The organism is Luteimonas colneyensis (genome assembly GCF_014836665.1).
In the GTDB taxonomy this organism is placed as follows: Bacteria; Pseudomonadota; Gammaproteobacteria; order Xanthomonadales; family Xanthomonadaceae; genus Luteimonas; species Luteimonas colneyensis.
This window is the reverse complement of the sequence record NZ_JACSQJ010000004.1, coordinates 197,114-216,585: the sequence shown is the minus strand read 5'-3', so window position 1 is coordinate 216,585 and position 19,472 is coordinate 197,114. Positions and strand designations below refer to the sequence as shown.

20 protein-coding genes are annotated in these 19,472 nt (G+C 72.3%); 9 read left to right on the top strand and 11 right to left on the bottom strand.

Annotated elements, in window-relative coordinates; all coding sequences use genetic code 11:
• The first annotated feature begins 2 nt into the window (after window positions 1-2).
• The 3 genes from H9645_RS09445 (at window position 3) to H9645_RS09435 (ending at window position 4,117) form a co-directional block, all read left to right on the top strand.
• Window positions 3-1,367 carry an MATE family efflux transporter gene (locus H9645_RS09445; RefSeq protein WP_191729442.1) on the top strand — a complete coding sequence of 455 codons (1,365 nt, stop codon included), beginning with the start codon at window positions 3-5 and terminating at the stop codon, window positions 1,365-1,367.
• Window positions 1,368-1,439: 72 nt separating this feature from the next.
• The gene (gene sppA, locus H9645_RS09440; RefSeq protein WP_191729441.1) at window positions 1,440-3,335 is read left to right on the top strand and encodes a signal peptide peptidase SppA; all 1,896 of its coding nucleotides are present in this window, start codon (window positions 1,440-1,442) and stop codon (window positions 3,333-3,335) included.
• Window positions 3,332-4,117: an SDR family oxidoreductase gene (locus tag H9645_RS09435; RefSeq protein ID WP_191729440.1), complete on the top strand. Its 786-nt coding sequence runs from the start codon at window positions 3,332-3,334 to the stop codon at window positions 4,115-4,117. The genes sppA and H9645_RS09435 overlap by 4 nt, the downstream gene beginning before the upstream one ends.
• Here the strand turns inward: H9645_RS09435 and H9645_RS09430 are convergent.
• Window positions 4,105-4,353: a hypothetical protein gene (locus H9645_RS09430; protein WP_191729474.1), complete on the bottom strand. Its 249-nt coding sequence runs from the start codon at window positions 4,351-4,353 to the stop codon at window positions 4,105-4,107. The genes H9645_RS09435 and H9645_RS09430 overlap by 13 nt on opposite strands.
• Before the next feature lie 151 nt (window positions 4,354-4,504).
• Between H9645_RS09430 and xth the strand changes: the two genes are divergently transcribed.
• Complete coding sequence (gene xth / locus H9645_RS09425) at window positions 4,505-5,302, top strand: exodeoxyribonuclease III (RefSeq protein ID WP_229823175.1); 798 nt, start codon at window positions 4,505-4,507, stop codon at window positions 5,300-5,302.
• 102 nt (window positions 5,303-5,404) lie between these two features.
• On the opposite strand, the gene H9645_RS09420 is transcribed toward xth, so the two are convergent.
• The 3 genes from H9645_RS09420 to H9645_RS09410 are packed head-to-tail and all read right to left on the bottom strand — an operon-like array spanning window position 5,405 to window position 7,062.
• Window positions 5,405-6,178, bottom strand: coding sequence for a DUF72 domain-containing protein (locus H9645_RS09420; protein WP_191729438.1), 774 nt, complete (start codon window positions 6,176-6,178; stop codon window positions 5,405-5,407).
• 42 nt (window positions 6,179-6,220) lie between these two features.
• Window positions 6,221-6,580, bottom strand: a complete 360-nt coding sequence (locus tag H9645_RS09415) for a DMT family protein (RefSeq protein ID WP_191729437.1) — start codon at window positions 6,578-6,580, stop codon at window positions 6,221-6,223.
• Between the two features lie 20 nt (window positions 6,581-6,600).
• On the bottom strand, window positions 6,601-7,062 hold the full coding sequence (locus H9645_RS09410) for a hypothetical protein (RefSeq protein ID WP_191729436.1): 462 nt from the start codon (window positions 7,060-7,062) through the stop codon (window positions 6,601-6,603).
• A gap of 129 nt (window positions 7,063-7,191) precedes the next feature.
• Here H9645_RS09410 and H9645_RS09405 point away from each other — a divergent pair, with 129 nt between their 5' ends.
• Both H9645_RS09405 and H9645_RS09400 read left to right on the top strand, forming a co-directional pair.
• Window positions 7,192-8,172, top strand: coding sequence for a cation diffusion facilitator family transporter (locus tag H9645_RS09405; protein ID WP_191729435.1), 981 nt, complete (start codon window positions 7,192-7,194; stop codon window positions 8,170-8,172).
• Between the two features lie 63 nt (window positions 8,173-8,235).
• Window positions 8,236-8,814 carry a DUF488 domain-containing protein gene (locus tag H9645_RS09400; RefSeq protein ID WP_191729434.1) on the top strand — a complete coding sequence of 193 codons (579 nt, stop codon included), beginning with the start codon at window positions 8,236-8,238 and terminating at the stop codon, window positions 8,812-8,814.
• Between the two features lie 7 nt (window positions 8,815-8,821).
• On the opposite strand, the gene H9645_RS09395 is transcribed toward H9645_RS09400, so the two are convergent.
• From H9645_RS09395 to H9645_RS09365, 7 genes are all read right to left on the bottom strand, one after another.
• The gene (locus tag H9645_RS09395) at window positions 8,822-9,490 is read right to left on the bottom strand and encodes a DUF4124 domain-containing protein (RefSeq protein ID WP_191729433.1); all 669 of its coding nucleotides are present in this window, start codon (window positions 9,488-9,490) and stop codon (window positions 8,822-8,824) included.
• Entirely contained in the window at window positions 9,490-10,284 is a 795-nt protein-coding gene (locus H9645_RS09390) for a DUF4124 domain-containing protein (RefSeq protein ID WP_191729432.1), read from the bottom strand. Before H9645_RS09390 ends, H9645_RS09395 begins: the two co-directional genes overlap by 1 nt.
• Window positions 10,285-10,339: 55 nt before the next feature.
• A complete protein-coding gene (gene tsaC / locus H9645_RS09385; protein ID WP_191729431.1) occupies window positions 10,340-10,903 on the bottom strand; it encodes an L-threonylcarbamoyladenylate synthase type 1 TsaC in 564 nt (187 codons plus the stop codon).
• 54 nt (window positions 10,904-10,957) lie between these two features.
• Window positions 10,958-13,468, bottom strand: coding sequence for a DNA topoisomerase I (locus H9645_RS09380; RefSeq protein ID WP_191729430.1), 2,511 nt, complete (start codon window positions 13,466-13,468; stop codon window positions 10,958-10,960).
• 172 nt (window positions 13,469-13,640) lie between these two features.
• Window positions 13,641-14,114 (bottom strand): DUF494 family protein, encoded by a 474-nt coding sequence (locus H9645_RS09375; protein WP_189496296.1) that lies wholly within the window; start codon window positions 14,112-14,114, stop codon window positions 13,641-13,643.
• 28 nt (window positions 14,115-14,142) lie between these two features.
• On the bottom strand, window positions 14,143-15,291 hold the full coding sequence (dprA, locus tag H9645_RS09370) for a DNA-processing protein DprA (protein WP_191729429.1): 1,149 nt from the start codon (window positions 15,289-15,291) through the stop codon (window positions 14,143-14,145).
• Window positions 15,292-15,366: 75 nt separating this feature from the next.
• The gene (locus H9645_RS09365) at window positions 15,367-16,539 is read right to left on the bottom strand and encodes a LysM peptidoglycan-binding domain-containing protein (RefSeq protein ID WP_225218141.1); all 1,173 of its coding nucleotides are present in this window, start codon (window positions 16,537-16,539) and stop codon (window positions 15,367-15,369) included.
• Between the two features lie 139 nt (window positions 16,540-16,678).
• Between H9645_RS09365 and def the strand changes: the two genes are divergently transcribed.
• The 3 genes from def to rsmB are packed head-to-tail and all read left to right on the top strand — an operon-like array spanning window position 16,679 to window position 19,467.
• A complete protein-coding gene (gene def / locus H9645_RS09360; protein WP_189496292.1) occupies window positions 16,679-17,191 on the top strand; it encodes a peptide deformylase in 513 nt (170 codons plus the stop codon).
• 36 nt (window positions 17,192-17,227) lie between these two features.
• On the top strand, window positions 17,228-18,148 hold the full coding sequence (gene fmt / locus H9645_RS09355; protein WP_191729428.1) for a methionyl-tRNA formyltransferase: 921 nt from the start codon (window positions 17,228-17,230) through the stop codon (window positions 18,146-18,148).
• Complete coding sequence (rsmB, locus tag H9645_RS09350) at window positions 18,145-19,467, top strand: 16S rRNA (cytosine(967)-C(5))-methyltransferase RsmB (RefSeq protein WP_191729427.1); 1,323 nt, start codon at window positions 18,145-18,147, stop codon at window positions 19,465-19,467. The genes fmt and rsmB overlap by 4 nt, the downstream gene beginning before the upstream one ends.
• Window positions 19,468-19,472 lie beyond the last annotated feature (5 nt).

The following is a 19,472-nucleotide window of genomic DNA, read 5'->3' as shown; positions in this document are numbered from 1 at the left end:
GCATGTCTCCATCGAGCCACCCCGCGCGCTTCCGCGGCGAAATGCGCGCCACCGCGATCCTGGCCGCGCCGCTGGTCGCCGGCCATGTCGCCACCGGTCTGATCGGTTTCGTCGACAGCGTCATCGCCGGCCGCCACGGCACCGCGACCCTGGCCGCTGTGTCGGTCGGCACGGCCATGTTCTGGCTGCCCATGATGATCCCGATGGGCACGCTGATGGCGCTGCCGCCCTCGGTCTCGCAGCTCGACGGCTCCGGCCGTCGCCATGAAATCGCGCCCCTGTTCCGGCAGTCGCTGTGGCTGGCGCTGGGCCTCGGCCTGCTGCTGTTCGCGCTGCTGAGCGTGGCGACCGCGGCGCTGGCGCCGATGGGCATTGCCGAGGACATCCGCCCCGGCGCGCGCGCTTTCCTGCACGGCATCCGCTGGGGCGTGCCGGCGCTGACGCTCTACTACGCCATGCGCTACCTCAGCGACGGCCTGCACTGGACCCTGCCGACGATGCTGTTCGGCTTCGGCGGCCTGCTGCTGCTGGTGCCGCTGGGCTATGCCTTCGCCTTTGGCCGCTTCGGACTGCCCGAAATGGGCGCGGGCGGGCTGGGCCTGGCCTCGGCGCTGATGATGTGGGCGCAGGCGCTGGGCTTCGCAACGTATCTCGCCTGTTCGAAGCGCTTCGCGCCGCTGGGCCTGTTCGCGCGCTTCGAGCCGCCGCGCCGGGCGCCGATCCGCGACCTGCTGCGCACCGGCCTGCCGATCGGCGTGACCGTGGCCATGGAGGGTGGGCTGTTCATCGTCACCGCGCTGCTGATCGGCCGGCTCGGCCAGGTCGAGGCCGCCGCGCACCAGATCGCGATCAACGTCGCCAGCCTCTGCTTCATGGTCCCCTTCGGCCTGGCGGAGGCGACCACGGTGCGCGTCGGCCATGCGATGGGGGCAGGCGGCGGCCGCGACGGCGTGCGCCGGGCGACGTACGCCGGCCTGGCCCTGGTGCTGGGCACCCAGGCGGTGTCGGCGCTGGTGCTGGTGCTCGGCCACGACGCGATCGCGGCCATCTACACCGCGGACGCCGCGGTCGCGACGTTGGCCGCCTCGCTGCTGCTGTTCGCAGCCGCCTTCCAGTTCCCCGACGGCGTGCAGGTGCTGTCGGCCGGCGCGCTGCGCGGGCTCAAGGACACGCGCGTGCCGATGCTGCTGGCCGCCTTCGCCTACTGGGCGGTGGGCATGGCCACCGGCGCCTGGCTGGGGCTGGGGCTGGACATGGGGCCGCGCGGGATGTGGATCGGGCTGATCGCCGGCCTGGTGGTCGCCGCGGTGCTGATGGCGGCGCGTTTCCTGCGCACCAGCGGCCACCTGCCCCGGACGGCGCAGTGACCAAAGGCGGGTGACGGCGCTCGGCGCCAGCGGTGATACTGCGGCATCGCATCCTCCGCCCCTGGTTGTCACATGTCCGAATCCCCCCGCAACGCCCCGCGCCGCCGCGGCCCCATCGCCCGCGTGGTCGTCGGTGCCTGGGATGCCCTGAACTTCACCCGACGCCTGGTGTTCAACCTGCTGTTCCTGCTGCTGCTGGTGGTCGTGCTGGTGGCGATCTTCAGCGCCGAGCGCGCCAAGCCGCTGCTCGAGCGCACCACGCTGGTAATCGCGCCGGAGGGCGCGCTGGTCGAGCAGTTCAGCGTCGATCCGGTCAGCCGGGCCTTCGGCAAGCTCAGCGGCCAGGACACGCCCGAGGTGCGCCTGCGCGACCTGCTGCGCGTGATCGAAAAGGCGGCCGACGACAAGCGCATCGAGCGCGTGCTGCTGCGCACCGACCGCATGGCCTTCTCCGGCTACGCCTCGATGCGCGAACTGGCGGACGCCATCGGCGCGCTGCGCGAGGCGGGCAAGGAAGTGATCGCCTACGGCGACTATTTCGGCCAGGCGCAGTACCTGCTCGCGGCGCAGGCCGACGAGGTCTACATGGATCCCTACGGCGGGCTGGTGCTGGAAGGCATCGGCCGCTACCGCCAGTACTACCGCGAAGGCCTGCAGGACAAGCTCGGCGTCGACATCCACCTGTTCAAGGTCGGCGAGTACAAGTCCGCGGCCGAGCCCTACGTGCTCGACGCCGCCTCGCCCGAGGCCAAGGAAGCCGACCTCTACTGGATGAACGACATCTGGCAGCGCTTCGTGGGCGACATCGCGACCGCGCGCGGCCTCGACGCCGGCGCGCTGTCGGCCGCGGTGGAAGGCCTGCCGGCCGGCGTGGAGGCCGCTGGCGGCGACCTCGCGCAGCTCGCGCTCGACCAGAAGCTGGTCGACGGCCTGAAGACCCTGGAGGAGGTGCAGGTGATGCTGGCCGAACGCGGCGAGGCCGACGAGGACAGCGACAGCGGCGTGCGCGAGATCGCATACGACGCCTACCTCAAGCACGTCACCAGTCCGGTGGCGGCCGCCGACACCCGGCCGCAGGTCGCGGTGGTCGTGGCCGAAGGCCAGATCATGGGCGGCGAGCAGAACCCGGGCAGCGTCGGCGGCGAGTCGACCTCGGCCCTGCTGCGCGCCGCGCGCGAGGACGACGAGGTCAAGGCGGTGGTGCTGCGCGTCGACTCGCCCGGCGGCGAGGTCTTCGCCTCCGAGCAGATCCGCCGCGAGATCGTGGCGCTGAAGGCCGCCGGCAAGCCGGTGGTGGCCTCGATGGGCGACCTGGCCGCGTCCGGCGGCTACTGGATCAGCATGGACGCCGACGCGATCTACGCCGACCCGTCGACCATCACCGGCTCGATCGGCATCTTCGGCATGTTCCCGACCATCCCGCGCACCCTGGAGAAGATCGGCGTGCGCACCGACGGCGTCGGCACCACGTCGTTCGCAGGCGCGTTCGATCCGACGCGGCCGCTGCAGCCCGAGGTGGGCGCGGTGATCCAGAGCGTGATCGACAAGGGCTACCGCGACTTCACCGGCAAGGTCGCCGCCGCGCGCGGGCGCAGCGTCGAGGAGATCGACAGCGTGGCCCGCGGCCGCGTCTGGAGCGGCGCGCAGGCGAAGGAGCGCGGCCTGGTGGACGAGTTCGGCGGCCTGCGCGACGCGCTGGCCAACGCCGCCTCGCGGGCGGAGCTGGGCGAGGCGGACGCCTGGGGCGTGAAGTACATCGAGAAGCCGCTGACGCCGTTCGAGAACTTCGTCGCCGGCATGGCCGAGACCCGAGCCGGCGCGGCGCTGCTTGCGCGCAGCGGACTCGCCAACGGTCTGCTGCTGCAGGCGCTGCCCGGCGTCGCCGGCGACCTGCGCTTCATCGAGCAGGCCATGTCCCGCGGCGGCCACCCGGTGAAGGCGGTCGCCCACTGCTTCTGCATGCCGTGAGCGGCGCCGACCGCTCGCGCTGGCGGCTGGACGGACAGCTTGCGCTGGTGACCGGCGGCAGCGCCGGCATCGGCCGCGCGATCGCCTCCGAGCTGCTGGGCTTCGGCGCGCGCGTGCTGATCGCCGCGCGCGACGGCGACGCGCTCGAGGCCGCGCGCGAGGAGCTGCTCGACGAGCATCCCGACGGCGACGTGCGCGCGCTGATCGCCGACGTCGCCGACGACGAGCAGCGCCGCGAACTGCTGGACTGGGTCGAGGACCAGGGCGAGGGCCTGCATATCCTGGTCAACAACGCCGGCGGCAACCTGAGCAAGGCGGCCGTCGACTACACCGAGGACGAGTGGCGCGAGATCTTCGAGGTCAACCTGTTCAGCGCATTCGAGCTCAGCCGCTATGCGCACCCGCTGCTGGCGCAGCACGCGGCCAGCTGCATCGTCAACGTCGGCAGCGTCTCCGGCGCCACCCACGTGCGCACCGGCGCGCCCTACGGCATGAGCAAGGCCGCGCTGCACCAGATGACGCGCAACCTCGCGGTCGAGTGGGCCGAGGACGGCGTGCGCGTGAACTGCGTCGCGCCCTGGTACATCCGCACCCGCCGCACCTCGCCGGCGCTGGCCGATCCCGACTACCTCGACGACGTGCTGCTGCGCACGCCGATGGGGCGCATCGGCGAGCCGGAGGAAGTGGCGGCCGCGGTGGCCTTCCTGTGCCTGCCGGCGTCGGGCTACGTCACCGGCGAATGCATCGCGGTGGACGGGGGTTTCCTGCGCTACGGCTTCTGAGCGTCCTGCGGCGGCTCCTGCACGGGCATGCCGCGGTCGCGCGGCGGCAGGACCGGTTCGGAAGGACGCTCGGGATCCGGGTCGACCGGGCGGTCGGGGACGGGATCCTTCGGCTGGTCGGGCACGGGGTCAATGGGCTGGTCCGGGACCGGATCGATCGGCCGGTCGGGAATCGGGTCGCGGGCCGGGTGGGGCGCTTGCCCCGGGATCCCGCGCGGCTCGGGCTTGGCGGCCATCGGTCGCTCCACGAGGAATGGTGCAGCGATCCTGGCGCCCGCGGGATGGCACTGGCGTGAACCCGCCTCCGACCGCCGGCGCCCGCCGCTTCACGGACCCGCCATCGCGGCGGCGCTACGGTCGTGCGCTCCGCATCGCGTGGAGGCGCCGGTGGCCCGCAGGAAGACGCTGAAACTCGCGACCTTCAACGTCAACGGCATCGGCACGCGGCTGCCGCACCTGCTGGCGTGGCTGGAAAAGGAAGCGCCTGACATTGTCGCTCTGCAGGAGCTGAAGGCGCTGGACGAGGCGTTTCCGGCCGACGCGCTCGAAGCTGCCGGTTACGGCGCGCTCTGGCACGGACAGCGTTCGTGGAATGGCGTCGCGCTGCTGGGCCGCGACACCGTGCCGGTGGAGAGCCGGCGCGGCCTGCCCGGCGACGCGAAGGACACCCAGAGCCGCTACCTGGAGGCGGCGATCCACGGCATCGTCGTCGCCGCGATCTACCTGCCCAACGGCAATCCCGTTCCGGGGCCGAAGTACGACTACAAACTGGCCTGGATGCGGCGGCTGCACCGGCATGCGGAGAGCCTGGTCGACCTGCCGCATCCGGTCGCGATGATCGGCGACTTCAACGTGATCCCGCACGAGTCCGATGTCTACGACCCGAAGGCCTGGCGCAAGGACGCGCTGTTCCAGCCCGAAGTGCGTGAGCGCTACGAGGCCCTGCTGGCCCAGGGCTGGACGGATGCGCTGCTGGAGACCTTCGGCGAGGAGCGGCCGTACACGTTCTGGGACTATTTCCGCCAGCACGCCGAGCGCGATCGCGGCCTGCGCATCGACCACCTGCTGCTCAACCCGGTGCTGGCGAAGGGGCTGAAGGAGGCCGGCGTCGACCGCTGGGTGCGGCTGCAGGAGAAGGCCAGCGACCATGCGCCGACGTGGGTGGTGGTGAAGGCGCCCGGCTGAGTGGCTGACGGGTCGATCGGCGATCGGTGGATCGGTGCGCTGAAGGTCGGGGCGGAAGGGCGGGCGCAGGCGGGCACGGGGCCGGACGCCGAGGCTTCCGCCTCATGCGCGTACCAGGTCCTGGAAATCGGAAGCGTTCGGCGTCGCATGCCCGTGCGCGGTGTTGTCGAAGATGACCCAGGCCTCGCCGCGCGGCGGCAGGCCCGCGCGTACGCGTGCCGCCAGCGCCCCCAGCGCCGCCGCGTCGTAGTCGCTGTAGTAGATCCGCGGCGAACCATGCCAACGCCAGTAGCGCAGTCCGGCATGGCCGCCGGGTTCGCCCGCGCCTGGCACCGGCGCCGGGTCGGCGGCCACCCGCGCGACGGCGTGGCGCTGCCACAGCGCGTCGACGCGCGACGCGAACCAACTCGCATGGCGCGGCTCGCAGGCCACGCCGCCGTCCCAGCGGCGGCGCAGGCCTGCGAAGAACGTCCCTGCCACGCGCGCGTCGAACGCCAGCGACGGCGGCAGCTGCACCAGCAGGCAGCCGAGGCGGTCGCCAAGGCCACCGGCCTGCGCCAGGAAGTCGTCGAGCAGCGGGAGCGCGCCCCGCAGCCGGTGCTCGTGCGTGATCGTTCGCGGCAGCTTGGCCGAGAAGCGGAAATGCGCGGGCACCGTGTCCGCCCACCGCGCATAGGTCCCGCGGCGGTGGGGACGGTAGAAGGACGAATTGATCTCGGCCGCGTCGAACCGCGTCGCATGGCGTTCGAGCAGGCTGGCGCCGGGGCCGAACAGGTCGCGGTGCGCGCTCGCGATCGACCAGCCGGCGGTGCCAATGCGGACGATGGACGTGGACGCGCTTGCCATGGATCGGGACACGGGGCGGGCAGGCCGCATCGATAGCAGCCACCCGCATCTCATCCCGTGAACGTGCGGGTCTCAGGCCCCGGCGTTCGTCCCGCCGCGGAACACGAAGTACACCGCGCCCAGGATGCACAGACCGGCCCACAGATAGTCCAGCTTCAGCGGCTCCTTCATGTAGAACACCGCGAACGGCACGAACACTGCCAGCGTGATCACTTCCTGCAGGATCTTGAGCTGGCCCAGCGACAGCACGGTGTAGCCGATGCGGTTGGCTGGCACCTGCAGCATGTATTCGAAGAAGGCGATGCCCCAGCTGAGCAGCGCCGCCACGAACCAGGGCTTGGAGCCCAGCTCCTTCAGGTGCGCGTACCAGGCGAACGTCATGAAGACGTTGCCGAGCGTCAGCAGCAGGATCGTGAGTCCGATCTCGCGCATGGAGGACTCCCTGAAACCGGCTACCGGATCGTGATCTGGCGCGCGTCGATGACCTTGACGTGCGTCTGGTAGTAGTACTTCCCGGTGGGGCGGCCCTGGCTGGTGAAGTCGATCCTGGTGCGCACCGCGGCGCCATGCACGAGGATGTCGCGCCCCATGAGCGCCGTACGCGGATGCTCACCCAGCCGCTCCGCCAGTTGCCGGGTCGCCGCGGGCGACACCGCGACGGTGAGGTTGCGCTGGTCGCGGTAGTCCAGCTCCGAGTTCAGGAAAGTTTCGCCGCCCTCGGCGCCCGTGGCCTTGACCGTCAGGGCGAAGGTGCCTTCGACGCCGCGGGGTGCGGCGTCGGCCGCGAGGTTGATCGCGTCGCGCGGCGTGATCCACGACCCCCGGGCGTCGGATGACGGTGATGGCGCAGGCACCGTGGCACAGCCGGTGATCACGGCGGCGGACAGCGCCGCGAACAGCATCAGGGTCTTCATCGTGCGTGAGGTCCTTTTCGTGGGAGGTTCAACAGGGCCATGCCCCGTCGCCGAGGATACGGCACCCTCGCGGCGCTTGACCCGGCCACCGGGGCAGGGATCATGCTGGTCGATCCGAGGACCCGCCCCATGACGCAGCATCCACACGGTGAAGCGCACGGCCACGCACACGACGGTGACCACGACCATGGTCGCGGCGGTCATGGTGCGGATGCCCACGCGCACGCCCACTCCCACGCACCCGCGGTCACCGCCGGCAACGAGCGCCGGCTGCGCTTCGTCTTCGTCCTGACCGCGGGCTACGCGATCGTCCAGGCCATCGGCGGCTGGTGGTCGGGGTCGCTGGCGCTGATCGCGGACTCGGGGCACATGGTCTCCGACGCGGCGGCGCTGCTGCTGGCGCTGGTGGCGTACCGGATCGCGCGGCGGCCGCCCGATTCGACGCGTACCTACGGCTTCCACCGGGTGCGGGTGCTCGCGGCGCTGGCCAACGGTGCGGCCCTGCTGCTGCTGGTGGCGTGGATCGCATGGGAGGCGGTGGCGCGCCTGCGCCAGCCGGTCGAGGTCATGGCCGGGACGATGCTGGCGGTGGCGGTGGTCGGCCTGTGCGTGAACCTGGCGGGCGCGTGGGTGCTGTCGCGCGGCCATCGCGGCGACGGCAACCTGCGCGGCGCGCTGCTGCACGTCGTCGGCGACCTGCTGGGCTCCGTCGGGGCGATCGCGGCGGCGGTGGGGATCATGCTCACCGGCTGGACCGTGCTCGATCCGCTGCTGTCGGTGTTGGTGGCGCTGCTGGTGGTGCGCTCGGCCTGGGGGCTGGTGTCGGAGTCGCTGCGGGTGCTGTTGCAGGCGGTGCCGCAGGGCGTCGACGCGCGGGTGGCGGAGGCGGGGCTGGCGTCGCTGCCGGAGATCGCCGAGGCCTGGCACTTCCACGCCTGGACGCTGACCGACGAGTCCAGCGTGGCGACGGTGCACGTGAGCCCGGCGCCCGGCGTGGATCCGCTGCGGCTGCCGGCGCTGGTGTCGGCCTGGCTGCACGACCGCTACGCGATCGACCATGTCACGGTGCAGGTGGATCCGCCCGGCCAGCGAGGTCGCGAGCACTGCTGACCGGTCGCCGGAACGCACGGCTCGGCGGCCGGTTCACGCCGCGGGCATCGCGGGCTGCGCAGCATGCGGGGCGGACTACCGCTGACGAAGGACGTTCCAGTGACCGGCAGGATCTGGACCATCGGCCACTCCACGCGCGGCTGGGAGGAGTTCCTCGGGCTGCTGCGGCTGCACGACGTCGAGGCGATCGCCGACGTGCGCCGCTTCCCCGGCTCGCGGCGCCATCCATGGTTCGCCAGCGAGGCGATGGCGGTGGCGCTGCCCGCGGCCGGCTTCGGTTACCGGTGGCTGCCACAGCTCGGCGGGCGCCGGCGCGCGCAGCCTGGCTCGCCCAATGGCGCCTGGCGCAACGCCGCCTTCCAGGGCTACGCCGACCACACGGCCAGCGCGGAGTTCGCCGAGGGGCTGGCGCAGGCGCTCGAACTGGCGGCGATGCGCCGCACCGCGCTGATGTGCGCCGAAGCGGTGTGGTGGCGCTGCCACCGGCGGCTCATCGCCGACCTGCTGGTGCACCGGGGAATGGAGGTGCTGCACGTTATCGACGACAAGCCGGCGCAGCCGCACGTCCTCCACCAGGCGGCGCGCCCTGCGGGTGGGCTGCTGGTGTATCCGCCGGCCCAGGCGGCGCTGTTCGGCGCCTGAGCGCGCGTCAGCCGGGCGGCAGTCCGCAGGTGGTATCCGACAGGATCGTCGACACGCGCGCGAAGGCCTCCTGCAGCGGCGCGCGGGCATCGCCGCGGGCGTAGCGCCAGGTGGACTCGATCTCGCGGCCGCGCTGGCGCCAGCCGTCGCAGGCCTCGCCATCGGGGATGCGCTCGCAGCGGTCGTACTGCCATTCACAGGCCGCGCCGGCGGCGAGGCCCGGATCGCCGTTGATGCCGACGGTCTGCAGCGGCACGCAGCGCGGCTTGGGCTCGGCGTCCTCGCTGACGTAGCGGTCGTTGCCCGGCGTGTGGCAGCGGAAGATCGGCGGCGGTGGCAGGCGGTCGGCGTCGGCGATGCGGGCGGGCGCAGGGGCGTCGGGGCGTTCGGGTGCGACCGGCGTGGCAGCCGCGGCGGCCGTCACCGTGCCGGTCGCCGCCGGGGCGGGCGCAGGCGTCTGTGGAACGTAGACCGGCATCGGCGGCGGCGGCTCGATGATCGCGCGCTCCTCGCGACTGCCTGCGGGGCAAGGTTCGTCGTTCTGCACGGTGAGGGCGCCGCTGGCGTCGGTGCAGCGGTAGATGACGACCTGCTGCGCGATGGCGGCGGGAGTTGCGCACGCCAGGAGGGCCAGTGCGATCGCCAGGCTGCGCCGGCGTCGGGTGGATCGGGGCATCAATACGTCCTGCAGTCGCGGTCGATGCGGGCGTTGAGCCCGCGCTCTTCGACGCGCAGGGTATCGCGCTCGACCTGCTGGGCGTTGAAGAAGCGGCGGCGCAGCTCCTCGCGCCGGTCGTGCAGGCGCGCGCAGGTCTCCATCGGGGGCAGCGCGGTGCAGGGGTCGCGCTCGACGTAGCCGCCGACGACGCCGTGCCAGTGGCCTCCGCGTGGAGGCCGCGGCCGCGGACCGATCGCCGCGTCCGGGTCGGGACGCGGAGGGTCGGAGGGAATGCTGATGCGGCTGACCGGTGGCGCGCTCAGGCCGTTGCCCGCGCGCGTGGTCGGCCCGCGCGCGCCGATGCCGGCCCGGCCCGGATCCGGGCGGCTGCGCCCGTGGCCGTAGCCGCCCAGCGGCCAGCCCCCGCCGCTCCACGCCGGGACCCATCGCTCCTCGCCGACGCCGGTGTCGCTCTCGTAGGTGCTGCCGTCATCGCGCACGCATTCGAACAGCGGCTGCGGAGTCGCCACCTGCACGTACTGCACCACCGGTTGCGGCGCCGGGGGCGGGAGCAGCGGGGCCTCGGCCTGGCGCGGTGGCGGCGTACCGTCCACCGGACGCACCATGCTGCGCACCTGCTGGTTCGCGGCGTCCGGGCAGGGCACGTTGCCGATCACGACCTGGCCGTCGGCGCCGGTGCAGCGGTAGATGGTGACGTCACCGCCGGCGTCCTGCGCCAGCGCGACCGGCGACCACCCGGCGAGGCATGCGGGCAGCAGCAGCGCGGCGATGCGGGCGGGAACCGGGCTCATGGCCGCAGTGTGACGCGGCGGCGCCGTGGACGGAAGCGCGCGTGGGCGCGGGGATTCAGGACCGCAGCACCGCACCGCTGCGCGCGTCGCGGATCGGCGTCGGGCGGTCGAGGCCCCCGGTCGCGCCGGGCAGGATCGCATCGACCGACGCGCGCAGCGCCGGCGTGAGCCCGGCCTCGGTGCGTGCGGGCGGCTCGCCGGCGGCATTGGCGCTGGTCGAGACCAGGGGGCCGCCGAATCCCAGGCACAGCGCTCGCACCAGCGGATGCGCGGTGACCCGGATCGCCACGCCGGCGTGTTCGCCGGTGATCCAGCGCGGCACCCGCGCCGTGGCGGGCAGCACCCAGGTGTTGGCACCGGGCCAGGATGCATGCACCGCCTCGCGGCAGTCGGCCGGCAGCGCATCCCAGTCGACCAGGCCCTCGAGCTGGCCGGCGTCGGCCGCGACCAGCAGCAGGCCCTTGGCGACCTCGCGCTGCTTGATCGCCAGCAGGCGCATGACCGCGGCCTCGTCGAAGGGGTCGCAGCCGAGGCCCCACACGGCCTCGGTCGGGCAGGCGATGACGCCGCCGCGGTGGAGGGTGGCGATGGCGGCGTCGAGCTGGGTGGCCTGGCTCATCGGGGAAGTCCGTGCTGGTGTCCGCGATGGACGGGACAGGCAGCCGCGCGGGGATCAGAACGGAGCGTCGTCGGGATCCACCGACGCGACGGCCTTCGCCGGCGTCCTTTTCGCTGCGACCTTCTTCGCAGCCTTTTTCGCGACCTTCTTCGCGGCAGCCTTCTTCGCGACAGCCTTCTTCGCAGGGGCCTTCTTTGCCGCTGCCTTCTTCGCCGCTGCCTTCTTCGCCGGCACCTTCTTCGCCGCAGTCTTCTTGCCAAAGCGTCCGCGCGCCGGCTTGCCGGTCTCTTCCAGCAGCTGCGTCACTTCCTCAAGCGTCAGCGACGCCGGCTCGCGGTCCTTCGGGATCTTGCCGTTGAGCTTGCCGTCGCTGATGTACGGGCCGAAGCGGCCGTTGAGGACCTGGATGTCGCTGCCCTCGAACGCCTTGATGATGCGGTTGCGCGCGATCTCTTCCTTCTCTTCGATCAGGAACACGGCGCGGTCGAGTTCGATCGTGTACGGATCGTCCTCCTTCTTCAGCGAGGCGTAGGTGCTGCCGCGCTTGGCGAAGGGGCCGAAGCGGCCGATGCCCACGCTCACGTCCTCGCCGTTGTGCTCGCCGAGCATCCGCGGGAGGCGGAACAGGTCGATCGCCTCCTCCAGCGTGATCGTGTGCATGCTCTGGCCGGGGCGCAGCGAGGCGAAGCGCGGCTTGTCCTCGGCGTCCTCGGCGGTGCTGCCGATCGCGGCATAGGGTCCGTAGCGGCCCAGTCGGACGCTGACCGGCTTGCCGGACGTGGGATCGATGCCGAGTTCGCGCGCGCCGGTGGCCTGGCTGCGGTCGACGCTCTCGGTCTTCTCGTCGACGAGTTCCTTGAACGGACCCCAGAACTTCTCCATCAGCGGCACCCAGTCCTCCTCGCCGCGGCTGACCGCGTCGAGCTCGTCCTCGAGCTTCGCGGTGAAGTCGTAGTCGACGTAGCGGGTGAAGTGCCCGCTGAGGAAGTTGGACACGGCGCGGCCGACGTCGCTGGGGCGGAAGGCGCGGCCCTCCATCTCGACGTACTTGCGGAACAGCAGGGTCTGGATGATCGAGGCGTACGTGGACGGGCGCCCGATGCCGTACTCCTCCAGCGTCTTCACCAGCGACGCCTCGGTGAAGCGCGGCGGTGGCTGGGTGAAGTGCTGGTCGGCGTGGATGCGGTCGAGCGGCACGCGGTCGCCGGGCTTCATCGCCGGCAGCTTGCGGCCCTCGTCCTCGTCGTCCTTGCCCCTGGTGTCCTTGCCCTCCTCGTACACGGCGAGGAAGCCGGGATCGACCACGGTGGTGCCGCTGGCGCGGAAGCCGTGCTCACTGCCGGCTGCCAGGTCCACGGACACGGTGTTGAGCGTGGCCGGCACCATCTGCGAGGCCACCGCGCGCTTCCAGACCAGTTCGTACAGGCGGCGCTCGTCGTCGGACAGGAAGCGCGCGACCTGGGCCGGCGTGCGCAGGGCGGAGGTCGGGCGCACGGCCTCATGGGCCTCCTGCGCGTTCTTGGATTTCGTCTGGTAGAAGTTCGGCTTGTCCGGCAGCGCGCGCGTACCGTAGTCGCGGGCGATGACGTCGCGGATCTCGGACAGCGCCTCGGCCGACAGGCTCACCGAGTCGGTACGCATGTAGCTGATCAGGCCGACGGTGCCCTCGTCGCCGATGGCCACGCCCTCGTACAGCTTCTGCGCCACCTGCATGGTGCGGCGGGTGGTGAAGCCGAGCTTGCGCGAGGCCTCCTGCTGCAGCGTGGAGGTGGTGAACGGCGGCGCCGGGCGGCGCTTGCGCTCCTTGCTGGCGACGTCGGTGACGTGCAGCGCGCCCTGCGCGGCGGCGGTGATCCGCCTGCGCGCGTCCTCGGCGGTGTCGCCGTCGGTGACGGTGAACTGCTCGAACTTCTTCCCGTCCAGCTTCGTCAGCTTGGCGCTGAAGGCCTGCGAGGGATGCGCGAGTTCGGCTTCGATGGTCCAGTACTCGCGGGCGACGAAGGCTTCGATCTCCTCTTCGCGCTCGACGATCATGCGCAGCGCGGGCGACTGCACGCGGCCCGCGGAGAGGCCGCGCTGCACCTTGCGCCAGAGCACCGGCGAGAGGTTGAAGCCGACCAGGTAGTCCAGGGCGCGGCGCGCCTGCTGGGCATCGACCAGGTCGCTGGCGATGCCGCGCGGCTTCAGCATCGCCTCCTTGATGGCGCGCGGCGTGATCTCGGTGAACACCACGCGCTGCAGGTCCTTGCCTTCGAGCAGGCCACGCTCCTTCAGGATTTCGGCGATATGCCAGCTGATCGCCTCGCCCTCGCGGTCCGGGTCGGTCGCGAGGTAGATGCCGTCGGCCGCCTTCGCCGCCTTCGCGATCGCCTCGACGTGCTTCTCGTTCTTGTCGATCAGGTCGTAGCGCATCCGGAAGCCGTGCTCGGGATCGACCGCGCCCTCCTTCGGCACCAGGTCGCGGACATGGCCGTACGAGGCCAGGACCTGGAAGTCCTTGCCGAGGTACTTGTTGATCGTCTTGGCCTTGGCGGGCGACTCGACGATGAGGAGGTTCTTGGCCATGCGGGCGGGGGTTCCGGGACGGCGGGGCCGTGCCTTGAGGGTGTGGACGTGTAGACGGCAACGCCCGGGACGAGGCCCCGGGCGCGTGGCGGCTGCTATTTATAGTGGAATCACGGCCGCGGTGGGGCTGTCAAGGCGTCGGTGGACGCCCGCTCCGCGGCCGGGGCGTGGCTCAGTGCACGGTTTCGGGCTCGTCCACGAACATCTGGGTTTCCATCCAGGCATAGGCCGCTTCGGCGCCGGGCTGGTTGAACAGGACCATCAGCACCACCCACTTGAGGTCGTCGAGGTCGAGCTCGTCCTGGTCCAGCGCCATGGCGCGGTCCAGCACCAGTTCGCGGCGATCGGCGTCGATCACCCCGTGCTGCTCGAGGAACATCAGGAAACCCCGGCACTCCAGGTCCAGCTTGGCCTCCTCGCCCGGCGAAAACAGGCGGACCGGGCCGTCGGCGCGGGCCGCGCCTTCGGACGGGCGCTGCTCCGCCAGGCCGTCGAGCCAGTCGAAGGCCTTGCTGGTTTCCGCCGGGCTGAATCCGGCCTGGAGCAGGCCGTTCTGGAGGGAGTCGCGGTCGCGGATGAGGTCCGCGTCTTCGGTGAAGTAGTGTTCGAACAGATAGAGCAGGACGTCCAGGATGCTCTCTTTCATTTCCCCCCGGCCTGCGCCCGGGGGCGCGTTACTGAGACTTTCGGGAATAGCGGCCGTGCCCGACCTCGACGCGACCCTCCAGCTCCATGAGCAGCAGCATGCTGCCTAGCTCCGCGGCCGTCAATCCGGTGCGCGAGACCAGTTCATCCATACCGGTAGGGTCGTGACCCAGTGCCTGCCACAAGCGCTGGTGGTCGGGGTGTGTGGGCGGACCGGCCGTGCCGGTCGCCCCGGTGACGCTCCCGGCAGGCTGTATGGGGGCGGCCAGGCGCCCGCGCAAGGCGTCGCCGAGGCTGATCGCCAGCGGGGCCAGCGCCTCGCGCACCTCCTCCGGGGTTTCCACCAGCCCGGCGCCGTCGCGGATCAGGCGATGGCAGCCCCGTGCCTTGGGGTTGTGGATCGAGCCGGGGATGGCGAAGACCTCGCGCCCGGCGTCGCCGGCCAGCCGGGCGGTGATCGCGGCGCCCGAACGCAGGGCGGCCTCGACCACCAGCACCCCGAGCGACAGCCCCATCACGATCCGGTTGCGGCTGGGGAAGGTCCCGCGTCTGTACGCGGCACCCGGCGGCAGCTCGCTGACCACCGCGCCGCAGTCGGCGATGCGCGCGTACAGCGCGGTGTTGCGGCGCGGGTAGGGCTGGTCGATTGCGGTGCCGAGCACCGCCACGGTGCGGCCCGCGGGTGCCGCCAGCGCGCCCTCGTGGGCGGCGGTGTCGATGCCGGCCGCCAGTCCACTGGTGACGGCGAGGCCGCCCGCCGCGAAGGTCCGCGCAAAGTCGAAGGCGTTGCGCAGGCCGCCTGCGCTGGCGGCGCGGCTGCCGACGACGGCGACCGAGGGATGCCAGAGCAGGTCCGGGTCTCCCAGCACCCAGAGTGCCAGCGGTGCGCCGGGCAGGCGGGCGAGCAGGGCGGGATAGTCGGCGTGGTGCAGGCCGATCACGTGGCGTCCGGGCCCGCCTTCCAGCCAGCGACGCCATCGCGTGACCTCGGGACCCGGGTCGGGCGCTATCAGCGCCGCGCGCTGCGCGGGCTCCAGCCCGGCACGGCGCCAGGCGGTGGGCCCCGCACGCACGGCGGCGGCGGCGCTCCCATGGCTCTGCAGCAGGTGCCGCCGCGGCTCGCTGCGGCCCCCGCCCGCAAGCAGCCGCATCAGGGCCAGGGTGTCTTCGCTGTCCATGTCCCCAGCCTGCGCCGGAAACGACGACGGCGCCCTGGGGCGCCGTCGTGTCCTGCCGTGGGGAAAGCCCGCGACTCAGTAGGGCGAGTCGGGATGCTTCAGGTGGTAGCCCACGCGGGTCGGCTTGATGCTGTCCATCACCAGGCCGTAGCTCACCTTGTCGAAGGTGCGGAACACCATGACGTGGCCGGCGAACTCGTCGGGCAGGCGCACCTTGTTCTCGAAGAACACGGTGTCCTCGTCGCGATCCAGGCCCTTCTCGACGCGGTCCACCGTATTGGTGCCTTCGCGCCAGATCGAGAACACGGTGCCGTTGTCCACGCCTTCGCGGGCGCCGACCGACAGCGCGATCACGTCGCGCGGGCCGCCGGAGGTGAGCATGTCTGTCACCGCCAGCACGCGCGCCTTGCCGTAGTCGGTCTGGACCTTGGGCGGGTGCGGGAAGAACTGCAGGTCATACGGCTGGGCGTCCACCGGCACCACGCGGTCGCCGATGCGGACCTCGCGACCCTCCTCGTCGAGCAGCAGGGTGCTGGCCTGGATGCCGCCCACTTCACCGCGGGTCAGGGTGCCGGCGGTCACGCGCATCAGCTCGTGGCCCAGCACTTCCTGGCCCTTGTCGGGCATGACCACGTTGGCCCAGTACTGGCCCCAGTCGATGCTGCGGCGGCCGGTGGCGTCGAGCTCATCCTTGCCGAAGGTGTCGCAGCACATGCCGGCGCGCAGCAGGTGGGTGTAGCGCACGGTCGGGCGCAGCACCGCGTAGCGGGTGCCGGGAGAGGCATCGCCAAGGCCGCGCACGTAGACGACCTGGCCGCGGCTGGCGCGCATGCGGTCCTCTTCCAGGCCCACCACGTAGGGCATCTGGTCGAACTCGTCGACCACGCGCAGGTCCTTCAGGAAAGGCTCGATCTCGGACAGCGGCACGGCGTTGATCGGCGCCGCCTCGGTCCGCGGGCCCGGGGTGACGCCGACGCGGTTGAGGTAGGCCAGGCTGATCACGTCGCCCGGATAGATCAGGTGCGGGTTGGCGATCTGCGGGTTGGCCTGCCAGATCTCCGGCCACAGCCACGGCTTCTGCAGGAAGCGCCCGGCGATGTCCCAGAGGGTGTCGCCGCGGACCACCACATATGTATCAGGGTGGTCGCCGCGCAGGCCCTGGGCCGCCGCGTACGTCGCCACCGTGAGCATCGCTACCGCAACACCCGTGCGCAGCGCATTCGAAAGGCGCTCAACCTTGCCGGCCATCTACCTGCTCCCCTTGGAGATTTCCCCGAATAGCGGCCGCACTATGCCTACAGGAATGGACCCTGCGCAAGCCTGCCGGCGGTACAATCGACCGCCGCGCCGCACGGTTGTGACGGCCGCCACCTTATTCAAAGCCAGCATGTCACTGATCACGATCCTCGAGCATCCCCATCCCAGCCTGCGCAAGGTCGCCGGCGAGCGCGACGCCGCGGCCATCGCCGATCCCGCGTTCCAGCGCCTGCTCGACGACATGTTCGAGACCATGTACGCGGCGCCCGGCATCGGCCTGGCCGCGACCCAGGTCGACGTCATGGAGCGCTTCATGGTGATCGACGTCACCGAGGAGCGCGACCAGCCGCTGGTGTTCATCAATCCGGTGATCCGCGAGCGCTCCGTGGACCTGCGCGTGCACCAGGAAGGCTGCCTGTCGATCCCGGGGATCTTCGCCGACGTCACCCGCGCCGACGGCATCGAGGTCGAGGCGCTGGACCGCCACGGCAAGCCCTTCACCCTGGCCGTCGACGGCCTGCTCGCCACCTGCGTGCAGCACGAGGTCGACCACCTCGACGGCAAGCTGTTCATCGACTACCTGTCGCCGCTCAAGCGCGAGCGGGCGATGAAGAAGTACGACAAGCTGCGCCGGCATGACTGACCGCGGCGCCCCGCGCGCGGCCCGCGGAGCGTCGCGATGAGGATCGTGTTCGCCGGCACGCCGGAGTTCGCCGTGCCGTCGCTGCGCGCCGCCTGCGGCAAGGCCGAAGTGGTCGCCGTCTACACCCAGCCCGACCGGCCCGCCGGCCGCGGCCGCGGCCTGCAGGCCTCGCCGGTGAAGCAGGAGGCGCTGGCGCGCGGCATCCCGGTGCTGCAGCCGGAGACGCTGAAGTCGCAGGTCTCGCGCGACGCCCTGCGCGCGCTGAAGCCCGACCTGATGGTGGTGGTGGCCTACGGCCTGCTGCTGCCGCAGAAGATCCTCGACATCCCGGAAGAAGGCTGCTGGAACGTGCACGCCTCGCTGCTGCCGCGCTGGCGCGGCGCGGCGCCGATCCAGCGTGCGATCGAGGCCGGCGATGCCGAAACCGGCGTCTGCCTCATGCAGATGGAGAAGGGCCTGGACACCGGTCCGGTGCTGCTGTCGCAGTCGCTGGCGATCGGTGAACAGGAGACCGGCGGCCAGCTGCACGACCGCCTTGCCGAGCTTGGCGCGCAAGTGCTGGCCGACGGCCTCGGGCTGCTGCGCGCCGGCATCCGTCCGGTGCCGAGGCCGCAGCCGGCCATGGGCGTGACCTATGCCCACAAGCTGGACAAGGCGGAGGCGAAGCTGGACTGGTCGCAGCCGGCCGCCGTCCTCGCGCGCAGGGTCCGCGCCTTCAATCCCTGGCCGGTCGCCGAGGCGGTGCTGGCCGGCGAGCGCCTGCGCATCCACGGTGCGGTGGCGATCGACGCCCCGGCGGGCGCCGCGCCCGGCACGGTGCTCGCCGCCGGCCGCGACGGGATCGACGTCGCCTGCGGCGAGGGCGCCCTGCGCATCCGCGTGCTGCAGCGCGACGGTGGCAAGGCGATCACCGCCGCCGACTGGCTCAACGCCCGCCGCGACCTCGCCGCGCCATGAGCGGCGAGGCGCCGCGCGTGGCGGCCGCGCGCGTGCTCGACGCGGTGCTGCACCACGGCCGCTCGCTGAAGGCCGAACTCGCGCGCGCGCTGCCGGCGCTGCCGGACCCGCGCGACCGCGCCCTGGTCGAGGCGATCTGCTTCGCCGCCCTGCGCCAGACCGCCCGCGCCGACGCCGCGCTGGCGGCCTGGATGCCCAGGCCGCCCGGTCGCCGCGACGGCGACCTGCGCGCGCTGCTGCACGCGGGCTTCGCACAGCTCGATCCGCTCGGGCTGCCGCCGCACGCCGCGGTGGCCGAAACCGTCGACGCCGCCCGCGGCATCGGACGTGCCCACCAGGCGAAGCTGGTCAATGCGCTGCTGCGCCGCGCCCAGCGCGAAGGCCTCCCGACGCCGGCGGCCGCCGACGCCTGGCCGGGCTGGCTGCGCGAGCGCGTGCGCGCGGACTGGCCGGACGACGCCGACGCCATCTTCGAAGCCAGCGCGCGGCCCGCCGGCACCTGGCTGCGGGTGAACCGCCGTCGCAGCGGACGCGACGACTACCTGGCCCGGCTGCAGGCCGCGGGCATCGAGGCGACGCCTGATCCAGTGCTGGCCGACGCCCTGCGCCTGCCGGCCTCGATCGCCGTGGGCGCCCTGCCCGGCTTCGCCGACGGCGACGTGTCCGTGCAGGACGGCGCCGCCCAAGCGGTGGCCGACGCGCTCGACCCGCCGGCCGGCGCGCGCGTGCTCGACGCCTGCGCCGCGCCCGGCGGCAAGTCGGCCCACCTGCTCGAGCGCGACCGGACCCTGCGCCTCCTCGCCCTCGACGTCGATCCTCTCCGGCTGGCGCGCGTGCGCGACACCTGGCGGCGGCTGGGCGTGGGCGAGGGCGTCGATCCCGGCGCCGCCGCGCGCGTCGCAGACGCCGCCGATCCGGCGGCCTGGTGGGACGGCGACCCCTTCGACGCGATCCTGGTCGACGCGCCCTGTTCGGCCACCGGCATCGTCCGCCGCCAGCCCGACGTGCTGCTGCACCGCCGCGCCGCCGATGTCGAGGCGCTGGTGGCGCTGCAGGCGCGGCTGCTGGATGCGGCCTGGACGATGCTGCGGCCCGGTGGCGTGCTGGTGTACGCCACCTGCTCGATCCTGCGCGCCGAGAACCATGCGCAGGTCGAGGCCTTCCTGGCCCGGACTGCCGATGCCGTGGCGGAGCCCCTGCCCGGATGTTTCGGGCGCGCGCCGGCCTCCGGGGACGCGCGCCACGGGCGCCAGCGCCTGCCCGGTGACGGCGGCATGGACGGGTTCTTCCTGGCCCGGCTGGCGAAACGCGCCGACTGACGGCG